At 67.5% G+C, this 12,784-nt stretch carries 12 protein-coding genes and 2 pseudogenes; 13 read left to right on the top strand and 1 reads right to left on the bottom strand.

The genetic code is table 11. The features are described from left to right. Positions 1-17 precede the first annotated feature (17 nt). The 12 genes and pseudogenes from HLK59_RS17835 to HLK59_RS17780 all read left to right on the top strand — a co-directional run bounded on the left by HLK59_RS17835 (position 18) and on the right by HLK59_RS17780 (position 10,901). Complete coding sequence (locus tag HLK59_RS17835; protein WP_171142424.1) at positions 18-512, top strand: roadblock/LC7 domain-containing protein; 495 nt, start codon at positions 18-20, stop codon at positions 510-512. Next, positions 509-895, top strand: coding sequence for a DUF742 domain-containing protein (locus tag HLK59_RS17830; RefSeq protein WP_171142423.1), 387 nt, complete (start codon positions 509-511; stop codon positions 893-895). Before HLK59_RS17835 ends, HLK59_RS17830 begins: the two co-directional genes overlap by 4 nt. A gap of 34 nt (positions 896-929) precedes the next feature. Further along, positions 930-1,520: an ATP/GTP-binding protein gene (locus tag HLK59_RS17825; protein ID WP_171142422.1), complete on the top strand. Its 591-nt coding sequence runs from the start codon at positions 930-932 to the stop codon at positions 1,518-1,520. A gap of 86 nt (positions 1,521-1,606) precedes the next feature. Further along, positions 1,607-2,173, top strand: a complete 567-nt coding sequence (locus HLK59_RS17820; RefSeq protein ID WP_171142421.1) for a GAF domain-containing protein — start codon at positions 1,607-1,609, stop codon at positions 2,171-2,173. A 52-nt stretch (positions 2,174-2,225) separates the two neighbouring features. Then, the gene (locus HLK59_RS17815) at positions 2,226-3,491 is read left to right on the top strand and encodes an acyl-CoA dehydrogenase family protein (protein ID WP_240982473.1); all 1,266 of its coding nucleotides are present in this window, start codon (positions 2,226-2,228) and stop codon (positions 3,489-3,491) included. Positions 3,492-3,743: 252 nt separating this feature from the next. After that, on the top strand, positions 3,744-4,766 hold the full coding sequence (locus HLK59_RS17810; RefSeq protein WP_240982472.1) for a thymidylate synthase: 1,023 nt from the start codon (positions 3,744-3,746) through the stop codon (positions 4,764-4,766). Then, positions 4,763-5,812, top strand: a complete 1,050-nt coding sequence (locus HLK59_RS17805; RefSeq protein ID WP_346779755.1) for a nucleoside-diphosphate kinase — start codon at positions 4,763-4,765, stop codon at positions 5,810-5,812. The genes HLK59_RS17810 and HLK59_RS17805 overlap by 4 nt, the downstream gene beginning before the upstream one ends. Positions 5,813-5,835: 23 nt before the next feature. Continuing rightward, the gene (locus HLK59_RS17800; protein WP_171142420.1) at positions 5,836-7,026 is read left to right on the top strand and encodes a radical SAM protein; all 1,191 of its coding nucleotides are present in this window, start codon (positions 5,836-5,838) and stop codon (positions 7,024-7,026) included. Further along, positions 7,023-7,628, top strand: coding sequence for a 3'-5' exonuclease (locus tag HLK59_RS17795; RefSeq protein ID WP_171142419.1), 606 nt, complete (start codon positions 7,023-7,025; stop codon positions 7,626-7,628). The genes HLK59_RS17800 and HLK59_RS17795 overlap by 4 nt, the downstream gene beginning before the upstream one ends. Beyond that, positions 7,625-8,218: an AAA family ATPase gene (locus tag HLK59_RS17790; protein WP_346779754.1), complete on the top strand. Its 594-nt coding sequence runs from the start codon at positions 7,625-7,627 to the stop codon at positions 8,216-8,218. The genes HLK59_RS17795 and HLK59_RS17790 overlap by 4 nt, the downstream gene beginning before the upstream one ends. Continuing rightward, complete coding sequence (locus tag HLK59_RS17785) at positions 8,215-8,988, top strand: aldo/keto reductase (protein WP_171142418.1); 774 nt, start codon at positions 8,215-8,217, stop codon at positions 8,986-8,988. Before HLK59_RS17790 ends, HLK59_RS17785 begins: the two co-directional genes overlap by 4 nt. Positions 8,989-9,712: 724 nt before the next feature. Next, a pseudogene (locus tag HLK59_RS17780) lies at positions 9,713-10,901 on the top strand (IS3 family transposase). A gap of 28 nt (positions 10,902-10,929) precedes the next feature. Here the strand turns inward: HLK59_RS17780 and HLK59_RS51085 are convergent. Next, positions 10,930-11,275 (bottom strand): annotated as a pseudogene (locus HLK59_RS51085) (transposase family protein); the annotation flags it as partial. Positions 11,276-11,509: 234 nt separating this feature from the next. Between HLK59_RS51085 and HLK59_RS17770 the strand changes: the two are divergent. Continuing rightward, entirely contained in the window at positions 11,510-12,772 is a 1,263-nt protein-coding gene (locus tag HLK59_RS17770; RefSeq protein WP_171142417.1) for a P-loop NTPase fold protein, read from the top strand. The last annotated feature ends 12 nt before the right edge of the window (positions 12,773-12,784 follow it).

Here is a 12,784-nt window from a genome sequence, read left to right as displayed (position 1 = left end):
TCTTTGGAGCCCCACGCATGCTTCCGCACAGCGAACCGACGACCACCCCTGACGGCACCGGGGAGCACCGGGAGTCCATGGCCTGGCTGCTGCGCGAGTTCGTCAACGAGGTCGCCGGCGCCACCCATGCGGTGCTGGCCTCGCGCGACGGCGTCGACTTACTCGACAGCGACATCGACAAGGACTGGGCCGACGAACTCGCCGCGGCCGTGTGCGGACTGGCTTCCCTGGGCGGCAGCATCACCGGACCCCGGCACGAGAAACACCTGCCGAAGCAGATCATCATCGAACGCCCCGACTCGCTGATCTTCATTCAGTTCGCTGGCCGCAGCGCCGCGTTCACGAGCCATAACGGCATCGGGCAGCAGTTCGTGGACACCGTGCTGTGCGTGGTGACCACCCCCCAGGCTGATGCCGGCACCGTGGGCTTCGAGATGGGACGCCTGGTCACCGCGTTCGCACCCCACATGCTCACCCCGGCCCGTACCCGCCCGGCCGACACCACACGATGACACCGGCCCTGCGGCGCCTGTCGGTGGCGGCCGATCCAGACACGACAGCCTTCGTCCGGCCCTACGCACTCACCCGGGGCCGTACCCAGCCGCGCTACCGCCTGCGCCTGGAATCGGTCATGCACCCCGGCCCCGGACGCCCGGGCCCCGGGCTGCCGGAGGAGTGCGGACGGATCACGGCCCTGTGCCGTACCCGGCCGCGGTCGGTCGCCGAACTCGCCGGCACCCTCGGCTGCGGCCTGACCCCCGCCAAGATCCTCATCAGCGACCTGATGGCCACCCACGTCCTCGTGCCGGGCGCAGCCGACGCAGCGTCCGATCCCGACCACACCCTGCTCCTGCGGCTGCGCGCCGCCCTGGCGATGAAGTGGCCCGATGAATAGCCCACACGCGCGAACTCATGATCCCTCGGCGGAGATGCACGCCGAGCATGGCGCAGGCCGAACGGTGTTCAAGGTGGTGATCGCCGGTGGGTTCGGGGCAGGGAAGACCACCGCGGTCGGTGCCATCAGCGACATCCCGCCGCTGAGCACCGAAGAGCGGCTGACCGAGGCGAGCTTGCCGGTCGACCGCCTCGACCATGTAGCGTCCAAGACCACCACCACGGTGGCGTTCGACTTCGGCCGTGTCGGCTTCACTGACCCGCACCCCTTCGAGCTGCTGCTGTTCGGCACGCCCGGCCAACAGCGGTTCTCCCACCTCTGGTACGACGTGTGCAGCGGAGCAGTAGGCGCCATAGTCCTCGTCGACACCCGCCGACTAGAGGACAGTTTCCTGGCGGTGTCGTTCTTCGAACAGATCCGACTGCCGTTCATCATCGCGATCAACCCATTCGACGGCGCCGTCCTGTTCCGTCACGAGGATGTCCGCCAGGCCCTCGATATCGCCCCCGACATCCCGGTGATGCGGTGCGACGCCCGGGAGGCCACCCAAGTCGCGGCCTCCCTGGTCGCCCTGGTCGACCACGCCCTCGCCTGCCTCTCCACTCCAGCCCCCTTGGATATCTGATGACACACCAGCACCCCCTCATGCCGTCCCCCGCTGGCGCTGGCCTCACCCGTGGACGCCCGCTGTCCTCCCCTGGGGAGGCGGTGATGGCGCCGCACGGCCTACTGCCCCACCAACCCGCATCGATCAGCGCCACCACCGCGCAACTGATCGCCGTGGAGCAGGGCCGCCAGGAGGTGATCGCACGCTTCGGTATCGCCCCGGGTCCCGACGATCACATGGACCACCTCGCGCGCGAGATGGCCGAACGGACCGGGCTCGCCTACGGCTTCGTCAACATCTTCTGGCCCCAGCAGACGTTCATCGGCCTGCACCAGCCGCCCCACGACAGCGGGCTGATCCCGGTGGGCCGCAGCATGAGCCGCCGCCATGGCTGGTGCCCGGAAGTCATTGCCCGCCGGAAAGCTCTCCCGTTACCCGACGTCTACGCCAGCCCCCGCTTCGTCGGCAACCACGTGACCGACGCCCTCGGCATCCGCTCCTACTTCGGCGCACCTCTCATCGACTGGGACACCGGCATCGCGTGGGGGACGGTCTGCGTCATCGACCCCGAACCCCGCCCCCTCCGCCAGGCCCAGCAGCTCCTCGACATCGTCAAGGACACCGGCAGCACAGTCGTGCACACCCTCACCGCCCAAGCACCCGCGCACTGATCCCGTTCACGCCGCAGCCGTCATGTGAGCCTTGAGGGAGAGGGACCCACCCATGTCCATGCCCACCACCCCGACTACCCTCGACCGGTTCCTCACCCCCGCCCACAGGGCCCTCTGGGAGGCCGTCGATGACTTCGCCGCCCAGGAGATCCAGCCCCGGGTGGAGCACATGGAGAATGCCCCTGACCATGTGGACCGGGAGGTTGCCCGGCTGCTTGCGGGGCGCCGCTGGTTCGGCGTCACCGTGCCCGAGGCCTTCGGCGGCATGGAGGCCGGCCATGTCGCCAAGACCATCCTGATCCACCGTCTCGCCCGCGTCTCCGGTGCCACCGCGGCCATCCTCCAGGCCGGCCTGATCCCCATCGCCGCGCTCCTGCACTACGGCACCGAGGACCAGCACACCGCGCTGCTGCCGCGTGTGGCAGACGGCCGCACGCTGATGTCGATCGCCGTGACCGAGCCGGACCAGGGAGGTCACATCGGTGGCATGGCAACCGGGGCCGAGTGGAACGGCAAGGCGTGGGTCCTCACCGGGATCAAGGCCCATGTGGGCAACAGCCACATCGCGGATCTCCACGTCGTTGTCGCCCGCACCTCCCCGGCCGGCACCCGTACCTCCCGCGCCCTGACAGCGTTCCTCGTCCGGGAAGACCAGCGAGGGGTCACTCTCGTTCGGCACAGTGGCAGGCTCGGGCTGCGCGGCTTCAGTTACGGCCAGATCACCTTCGACCGGGTACGCATCGCCCCCACCGACGTGCTCGGTGAGGTGGGCCAGGGCTTCGAGGTCGCCCAGTCCAGCAGCATCCTGTACGGCCGCCCCAATCTCACCGCCGTCTCCCTGGGCCTGCACGAGACCGCGGTCGCGCTGACTGCCCGGTACGTCAGCAACCGGCCCCGCTACGAGGGCAAACTCGCCGACCTGAGCGTCATACGGGACCGGATCGGCCGGATGTCCTCCCGGGTGCTCATGGCCAAGATCCTGGCCTACCACGCTGTCGACATGCTCGACCGCGGCCTGCCCTGCGACGACGAACTGCTCACCGCCAAGGCGCTCGGCCATGATCTCGCCTCCGAATCCGGCGACGACGCCATGCAACTCCATGCCGCCAACGGCCTGGACGAGGACTTTCCCCTCCAACGCTTCTGGCGGGACATGCAGACCACCTACGCACCCGCAGGGACGGGTGAGGTCCAGCGTCGGCGCCTCGCGGAGAACCTCCTCCGCAAGGAGGAGGACGTCGGTACGCGCATCCCGTGGTCGGTGCTGCATTCCGGCCGCGCCCAGCCCCCGGTGACCGACGAGCCGGTAAGCGTCTAGGAACTCCCGCGCACGGCCCCCGTTTTCATCCGCATTGCCGCGCGCGGTTACCTCGTGCATCGCAAGGACCGTGCGCGGGCCCAACGTCTCACGCTCGGCACCCCCCGTGGCTGAGCGCGAGACACCAGCCCGGCGCGGGGAAGACGGTGCGGCTTCTCCTCCCCCTAGAGAAGACGCCGCCTCCGCCCCCGCGCCGGGCGCCCGTACGAACCACCAGGCCGCACACCATCATCCCCGGAACAGGAGGGTGTCTTGCTCACAGCACAGGCCTTTCGCAGCGTCGAGGGCGCGTACCTCGCCTTGCTGCAGCTCGCCACAAACGAACCGGAACACCGGATCGACGCCCGCGGCAACGCAGCCCGCGAAGTGACCGGAGCCAGCTTCCGCCTGCCCGACCCCCGACAGCGTCTCCCGTACCTAGCCGAACGCAGAGTCAATCCGGTCTTCCAGTTTGCCGAAGCGCTCTGGTACCTCGCCGGTCGCCGGGACCTGGCAATGATCGTCTACTACGCGCCGTCCATGCGTGCCAGCAGCGCCGACGGCATCCGGCTCGGCGGGTCCGCGTACGGGCATGCCCTGTTCAGCCCGGCCCGGGGCCACCAGTCGCAGTTCGACCGGGTGGTGGAGCTGCTGCTGAACGAACCCGACAGCAAGCGCGCCTATCTGCCGGTCTTCGCCGCGAGGGAACTCGCCGACCGTGACAACCCCGACGTCGCCTGCCTGGCCGGGCTCCACCTGCTCTCGCGCGGCGGACGGCTGCACATGGTGTGCAGCATGCGGGCCAACGACCTCGACTGCGGGCTGCTCTCCGATGTCTTCTCGTTCACGATGATCCAGGAGTACGCGGCCATCCAGCTCGGCCTGAAGCTCGGCACGTACACCCACGTCATCGGCTCGGCCCACGTCAACGACACCAACGCCGCCCGCGTCGAGCGCGTCCTGGCCGAAGCCGAATCCCGTCGCACCGTGCCCGCCTTCGCGTTCCCGTCGATGCCGGCGAGCACCGAGGGCGCGACCATCGCGAACGTCCTGGTGCACGAGGAGGCGCTGCGCACCAACCAGGTCCGCTACACCGCCGAGCACATCCAGGGCCTGGATCTGGCCCCGTACTGGCAGCAGGTGGTGATGCTGTTCGAGCTGTACCGGCAGATCCGGCACGACAAGACCGCAGCCGCCGATCCGGAGCTCCTGGCGGTGCTCGATCCGGGTCTTCGCTGGCTCATGGAATGCAAGTGGCCGGCCTGCGCCGCCGCGGTGGCCGGAGGTGTCCGGTGAGCGGCGGGCGGCCGATGAGCGGCGCCGTGGTCGAGGGCATCGACTTCGAGCGCTGGGCGGTCATCCTGTGCAAGCCGGACGCCGTCGTGCGTGGCCTGGTCGACCGGGTCCTCGCAATGATCTCCGCCGCGGGCATCGCCGTCTCCGGTCGCCTGGACGTGATTGCTGAGCCGTGGCAGGCGCACGTCGTGTACCGGGATCTGCTCGCCGACGCCGGCCGAAGGCCGCGGCTCGATCTGCCGTCCTGCATCGATGCCGCGTTCGCGGGCCGGCCGGTCACGGTGGCGCTCGCGCACGGTGAACCGGGCCTCCACGCCCGGCTGCGCCAGGTCATCGGGCACACCGACCCGACCCGGGCGGTGACGGGCACGATCCGCGGCGACCTCAGTGACGACAGCGTCGCCGCCGCGGACGTCGAGAAGCGCCTCGTGCGCAACCTCATCCACACCAGCGACGATCCCGACAGCGCCCGCCGGGAGTACGGCACATGGTATGGGCCCGGCCGCCGCCCGCCGGTCCCCGACTTCGACCGCTGTTCCGTGATCCTGTGCAAGCCGGATGCGGTGGAGCGCGGCTTGGTGGATGCCGTCCTTGAACGGATTGATGCCGTCGGCTGTACCGTCGCCAGCCGCCGGGACGTCATCGTGCAGGCCTGGCAGGCTCACGTGCATTACTGGGATCTCCTCGTCGACGCCGACTGGTTCCCCGGCCGGGACATCCCCGCCGGCCTGGACGACGCGTACGCGGGCAAGCCCGTGTCGGTCGCGCTCGCCTACGGGGAGCCGGGCATCCACAACCAACTGCGCCAGCTCATCGGCCACTTCGATCCGACCCGGGCCGCGCCCGGCACGGTCCGCGGCGACTTCGGCAACGACAGCCTCGAACGTGCCCTCGCCGAGCAGCGTCTCGTGCACAACCTCATGCACACCTCGGACGACGCCGGCGCCGCCCGCCGCGATTTCGGCACCTGGTTCGGCGCCCATCGCAGCAGCCTGCTCGCCGTCCCCACCCCCATTCCGCTTCAGCCCACGCCCGCCGACCGCTGACCACTCCGGCCCTGGAGATCCCCTTGACCGTTTCCGCCGTCCATCGCCGCTCGCTTCCGCTCCTCACGACGGAGCAGATAGGCGCGTTGAAGCCCGAGCTCGCCGACGTGATCGAGTACCGCAAGTCAGGCCTGTCGCTCAACCACGTGATCGGCTGCCCTCTGGAGTGCGGCTACTGCGTCCGCCACCTGTTCGACAACTTCGAAATGAAGACGCCGAAGCGTCTGATGACCGACGAGGCCGCCGTCGAGGCTCTGGTCAGCCACCCCTACTTCCGTCCTCACCGCACGCCGATCCAGTTGTTCAACCGGGCCACCGACCCGATGCTGCCGGTGGTCAAACCGCACCTGTTCGCCGTGCTCCAGCAGCTCGACGACCGCGGCCTGACCAACCACATCCTGGTCATCACACGGTGGCGCGTGGACGCGGAGGACTGCGCCGTCCTGAACTCCTTCCAGAATCTGCGGATCACGGTCCTGGTGACGCACTCCGGCATCGAGGACCCGGCGATCGAGCCGGTGAACTCCGCGCATGCGGCCGACAGCCTGCGCATGCTCTACGAGCACGCCGAGCGGTACCGGACGATCCTGTACTGGCGTCCGATCGTGCCGGGCCTCAACGACTCCGACGAGCACATCGAGCGGGCCCGTGAACTGTCCCTGCACGCGCACGCCACCGTGTTCACGGGCCTGTTCTTCCGCGACGAGATCAAGGACTACTACGAGGGGCACGGTCTGCCGGTCCCGTACGACGACACCGCCCGGCGGAAGATCATGCCGGAGCAGGCCGAGCAGCGGATCCTGGCCGCCTTCGACGCGGCCCAGCAGCCGGGGGCCGCGCCGTGGGGGACACTGTTCCGCAAGACCAGCTGCGGGGTGGCCTACGCGCACGGCGAGGCCGACTACAACGGCCATTACGGGGTGCGGGAGCTGTGCGACATCTGCCCGCGCGAGCAGGTCGCCCGCTGCGCCGGGGCATGGGTCAAACCCGACCCGGATGAGGTCGTCCGTGCGGCGCGCGCCCTCGGCGCGATCGGCGACGTTGAGATCAACGATCGTGCCATCGTCGTCGAGGGACTGGACGAGCCGCCCCGCTACTACTTGCAGCACGGGTTCGGCTACCAGTGCCACGACCGCGCCAAACCTCACCTGTACCGCCAGCACGGCCGGGCCCCCATCGGCTGGGAGGCGGAGAACGGACCCTATCCAGCATGAACCATGACTCCTGGCCCTCTCTCCTGGTCGTCGATGTCGAAGGCAACGGGACCACCCCGCCCGACCTCGTGGAGATCGCCGCGCTGCCCATCCGCACCGGCCGGCCGCACACCGCGACGGCCGGGGCGTGGCTGATCCGCCCCGAACGGCCGGTCACAGCGCGCGCGGCCGGCATCCACGGCCTGACCAACGAGGCCCTCGCCGGCCAACCGGCATGGGCAGAACTCGCCGAGCCCGTCCGCGCCTTCCTCGGCCAGCACTGGATCTGCGCCCACCACGCCCACGTCGACTACCGGGAGCTGCGCCGTCACCTCCCGACGTGGGAGCCAGCCGGAGTCATCGACACCCTTCGCCTGGCCAAAGCCACATACAAGGACCTGCCCAAATACACCCTCGACGCCCTGCTCAAGCACGTGCAACCGGACTTGTCACAGGCCCCGCGCGTAGGACGACACCGCGCAACATACGACGCCTACGCCACGGCCCAACTGCTGCTCGCCATGGCCGAGCACTACGACACCTGGGACCAGCTGGTCGCGGCGGCCGTGCCGCCCGGCCTGCCCGGCGCCCCCGAACCAGACAAGGATCCCACCCTGTGGTGACCACCCGCCCCATCCGCATCGGCGTGCTCGGCACGCACTCCACCGGCAAGACAACGCTCTGCAAACGCATCGAGATGGAACTCCGGGGCAACGGCCTCACCGTGGCCCGCACCGGCCGCCTCGGCAAGCGCGCGGCACAGGCCGGCCTGCCGAAGATGCACCACCACACCGCGCTGTCCACCGAGTGGATCGTCGCGCAGGGCATCGTCGACGAGGTCAGCGCCGTCGCCCAAGGTGGCGAAGTCGTCCTCGTCGACAGGGTCCCACTCGACGCCATCGCCTACTGGTACGCCGCGTGCGCCTTCCGGGCGCAGACGCCACCCCGACTCGAACGCGAACGGCTCCTGGCCCTCGCCACCACGCAGGTACCCAAGTACGACCTGCTCTTCGCGACCGTGCTCGACGAGAGCGCGCCCGCCGACACCGGCCACGCTGACGACGCAGGATTCCGGCGCCTCGTCGACCAGCACGCGCACCGCCTGCTGGCCAACGACAACATCCCCCATCAGCTCGTGACCAGCGACCCCGACAGTCACGCCCACGCCGTCGAGATCGCCGTCCAGCGTTGCCTGGCGGAGGTCTCCGCATGACTCCGCCCGCAGGGACCATCTCCATCGCCGACAAGACCGTGTCCCGACTCGGCTTCGGCACCATGCGCCTCACCGGTCCCGGAACCTGGGCAGACCCCCCAGAGCGCGACACCGCGCTCAGCATCCTCCGCCAGGCCGTGGACACCTACGGCATCAGCCACATCGACACCGCCGACGCCTACGGCCCACACACGGTCGAAGAGCTGATCCGTGACGCGCTCTCCCCCTACCCGGAGCACGTGCTGATCGCCACCAAAGTCGGCCTGGCCCGCCCCGCGCCAGGCCAGTGGATACCGCTCGGGAACCCGTACTACCTGCGAGCCTGTGTCGAGGCGAGCCTTCGACGCCTGCGCGTCGACCGACTGGAGCTCTGCTACCTGCATCGCATCGACTCGCAGGTGGCGCTCGAAGACCAACTCGCCGTCCTGGATTCGCTGAAGGACGAGGGAAAGATCGGGCACATCGGCCTGTCGAAGGTCACCCCCGAGGACATCCTCCGAGCTAGCAACTACCTGCCCATCGCCGCAGTACAGAACGTCCTCAACGTCGACGAGCCCTTGGATCCCACTGTCGAGGTGTGCCAGGAACACGGCATCCCGTACGTGGCCTACCGACCGCTGGGCGCTGGCCGCCTCGCCAGCGCCAACGGGCCCGCCGCTCCACTCCACTGGCTCCTCGACCACGGCAGCCACATCGCCCCCATCCCCGGCACCAGCCAGCCCAGCCACCTCGCCGAGATCGTGGCAGCAGTCAAAGGCCGTGTGACCTGATGCCGCCCGCTACCGTCGCGATAGCTGAGCAGCGTCGGGCCGCATACGAGGACTGGAGGCCGCCGCTCGTCGGCGTCGCACTCCTGGTGCCAGTGGGCGCTGACTGCCTTGCCGTTGCCGACCTGCGCGGCATACTCATACTGCCCGTCGGCGGCGTCCTCGACAGGCAGTCCCTTGAGACGGCAGCCCAGCACGTCCTCCAGAGCCCTTCCGAAGGACTTTTACGCCTCCGCCGCGTCGCCGTGGACAGGGTGCAGACACGGCGGCGAAAGGTTGTCGTCCATGTCTTCGCCACCACACCTATGACACGTGCAGCTGTCGAGACACTCGCCTACCGTGATCCCCGAGCCGATGTGCGCATCGTGCCCACGCTGGAGTTCATCGACAAGGTGTGCCCCAGTGCCCGGCTGAGAACTCTCGTCAGCTTGCAGGCCCTCGGCACAGGCAGAACGGCCTGCATCGATAACGGCACAGTGCGCTCCGGAGCCCCCGCGGACCTCACGCTGCAGAACTCCTCAGTACAGTCGACCGCGCCAGATGGTAGGGGCCCTGCCGAGTCTGAACCGTTCCGGGTTCGATCAAGACTCTAGGTCGTGACTGTGACCTGGGGTTTCGTTTTCCGCGGTAGTAGTTGGTCTCGTATTCGGCAGACGCGGTGGGGCCTTGACACTTCATCCTGGACACACGAGACACTGGATCCTGAGGGTCTGAGAACGGACATCTCGTGGTCACGAAGAACTATCCGCCGCAGTTCAAGGCGGACCCGGTCGCGCTGGACCAGTCGCCGGCCCGAGGCGACGATCCGGCAGGTCGCCGCCGATCTGGGGATCAATCCCGAGATCCTGCGGAACTGAGTCCGGGCGGCTGGAGCGAGCCGGCCCCGGGGCGCCGGGCAGAGGTGCCGACCAAGCCGCCGGCGCCGTTGGCGGCGGAGAACGCCGCTCAGCGGAAACGGTCCGTGAGCTGGAGGAAGAGCGCGAGATCCTACGCAAGGCGGCGAAGTATTGCGCCGGGGAGACGCGCTGGTGAACCGCTACCAGTTCGTTGCCGACCATCAGCGCCGGTACGGCGTGAACCGGCTGTGCACCATCCTGGGCATCGCCCGCTCCAGCTTCTACTACTGGCGCCGGACGGCCGCAGAGCGGGCCGCCCGGATACGGGCCGTGCACCGCGAGTCGGACGGCACGTACGGCGTCCCCAGGATCACGGCCGAGCTCCGCGAGGCGGGCGAACGCGTCAACCACAAGCGGATCGCACGGGTGATGCGGGGCGCCGGTCTGGCGGGCGTGCGCTTGCGCCGCAGCCATCGCACCACTGTTGCGGACCCGGTAGCGGCGACGGCCTCGGACCTCATCGGCCGCGACTTCACGGCAAGCGAGCCGAACACGAAGTACGTCGGCGACATCACCTATCTCCCGCTGGACGGCGGGAAGTGCCTGTACTTGGCCACCGTGATCGACCTCGCCTCACGCCGCCTGGCCAGCTGGGCCATCGCGGACCACATGCGCACCGACGTCTCAAGGTCCTCGGTTGGCGGACACCAGCCGAGGTCTTCGAAGAGCAGCTACGCTCGCTGCAACAACCCGACGTTGCAACGACTGGTTGAACTCGCCCAGTACACCAGCCGGGCCTTCGCCGACGCCTGCCGCACAGCCGGCGTCCGCCAGTCCATGAGCGCGATCGGCAACGCGGCACACAACGCGCTCGCCGAGTCCTTCAACGGGACGTTCAAACGCGAGACGCTCCAGGGCCGCAAGACCTGGTCCAGCGAACGCGAAACCCGCCTCGACGCATTCGGCTGGCTCAACCGCTACAACACCCGACGCCGTCACTCCCGCCTCGGACAACGCAGCCCCATCGCCCACGAGACAACGCTCGATACAACATCAACTACCCTGGCCCAAATCGCATAGCCCGTGTCCAAGATTCCGGGTCAAGGCCCCTGACTTGCCTAGTCAGACGGGGGCGCGCCGCTGGTATCGATCGAGCACTCCGGACACCTGCTCGCGGAAGGTATGTCGGCAGCCGCGCGTGGGGCACACCAGACGCCGCACCCGCACATGGACCACCACCCGCCTCCCGTCGACCGGCACGCCAGCCACAGTCCGCCAGTGGTAGCCGTGCACCCGCCCGACGGCACCCCGCACACCGGACACGGCGCCATGTCCTGCGACGTCCGCGCCCGCGCTAAGATCCGCTCACCCTCGTCGACCATGTCATCTATGACCAGCGGGCACAGGCCCGAAAACACCATCTGAACAAGCTCGTTGACACCCCTCACGCCAATGTCAACGACGCGTCACAACCCTCCGTCACCACCGAATCTGAGACAGGGCCGCTAAATTGACACACCCAAGGCGGGAGCCTTCTCAGGGGTCAAGCAACGGTTCTGGCGCCGTAACAAGGTTACGAGGCAACCAATTCGAGACCTTTGGTTGATCTGAAAGTGCAGGCGCGATGACACTCCGTCGTGCACAGTTGTTGCGTCGGCCGAGGCCATCTCCGGGAACTAGGGGCACCTATGACAACTGAGCGCCTGCTCGTCTCCGACGCTCCCGTGGGACGTGCGATGGACGGTTTGGGCCTCATCCAGTACGTAGGTCCGCTGGCGAGGGTCATCGTGAGTGAGGCAACCGAGACCCCGTTCACGGTTGGCATCTTCGGACCGTGGGGCAGCGGGAAGTCCAGCCTGTTGCGCATGATCGCTGAGACTCTAGAGGCGGACTATCCCGAACGGACCATTCGTGTCGACTTTAACCCCTGGGTCTATCGCAACGAGCCGAACATGTTGTTGCCTCTCCTGCATACTCTGCAGGACACGCTCAGCGACGACAGATCCCAGCGCTTCAGCCAGACGGTGCGCCGCTTGGGCAGCGTAATCAGCACTCTGACTGCGAACATCGTTCTGGGCAAGGTATCCGGTGGTTCGGTCAAACTCGACGACATCAAGAACGCCGCTGAAGAGTACTCCAAAGCGCGCGGTTTGGTGGAAAGCGAGATGCGGCGGCTTAGGTCCACTCTCCAGGCCGAAGCAGACCGGCTGGCTGAGAGCGGCGTTCGGCTAGTCATTCTCATCGACGACTTGGATCGTTGCGAACCGGACGAAATTGTGGACCTGCTGGAGTCAATGAAGCTCTTCTTCGATCTCCGCAATATCTTTGTTGTAATGGCCATTGCCAAGGACGTAGTTGACCGCGGTGTCGCTGTTAGATATCGCGATTTCGGATTCACGACAGAGAAGGTCATTGAGATCGGCAACGAGTACCTGGACAAGATGATCCAGTTACCTCTCTATCTTTCCACATTCAACGCTCCCACCATTGGCGCATTCATCGCAGGACTCAATCTACCTCCGGACCTCGCCCCTCATATTGAACTTCTCCAGAAGATTGTTTATCCAAACCCTCGCCACATCAAGCGTGTCGTCAATCTCGCTATCTTTACTCACGCCGTAGCACGGGACGCTCCTGGTCGACAGGTCCCGCGCCTCGACCTTCTCCTCCGCTTGATCGTCCTACGGATCCAGAGCCCGGCCCTTTACAGAGCATCCGTCGCCCGTCCTGACCTTCTGGCCGACCTCGAAGCGGTATATCAGGACCGACTACGCCCCGATGACACTGATGGTTTCACGCGCCGCCACGGCACCGAGCTGGCCGAACTAGCCCAAGAGGGCGTTCACCAATTCTATGGCCTCGAACCCTACTTCGAAGATATTTTTTCCGAATCCTCATTCGGCGAGGTAACGGGCGAGCTGGTCGACTACATCACCATGCTCGGTGGTTGACCAATGCCAGCA

Origin of the sequence: Streptomyces sp. S3(2020) (assembly GCF_013044505.1) — a bacterium.
Classification (GTDB): Bacteria; Actinomycetota; Actinomycetes; order Streptomycetales; family Streptomycetaceae; genus Streptomyces.
Note: the sequence above shows the minus strand (reverse complement) of the source record. Positions and strands in the feature narration are given on the sequence as shown.

Coding starts and splice junctions, on each gene's coding strand:
- HLK59_RS17795 (WP_171142419.1), top strand. CDS start 7,023: ATGAACCATGACTCCTGGCCCTCTCTCCTGGTCGTCGATGTCGAAGGC.
- HLK59_RS17825 (WP_171142422.1), top strand. CDS start 930: ATGCACGCCGAGCATGGCGCAGGCCGAACGGTGTTCAAGGTGGTGATC.
- HLK59_RS17835 (WP_171142424.1), top strand. CDS start 18: ATGCTTCCGCACAGCGAACCGACGACCACCCCTGACGGCACCGGGGAG.
- HLK59_RS17785 (WP_171142418.1), top strand. CDS start 8,215: ATGACTCCGCCCGCAGGGACCATCTCCATCGCCGACAAGACCGTGTCC.
- HLK59_RS17820 (WP_171142421.1), top strand. CDS start 1,607: ATGGCGCCGCACGGCCTACTGCCCCACCAACCCGCATCGATCAGCGCC.
- HLK59_RS17830 (WP_171142423.1), top strand. CDS start 509: ATGACACCGGCCCTGCGGCGCCTGTCGGTGGCGGCCGATCCAGACACG.
- HLK59_RS17770 (WP_171142417.1), top strand. CDS start 11,510: ATGACAACTGAGCGCCTGCTCGTCTCCGACGCTCCCGTGGGACGTGCG.
- HLK59_RS17815 (WP_240982473.1), top strand. CDS start 2,226: ATGTCCATGCCCACCACCCCGACTACCCTCGACCGGTTCCTCACCCCC.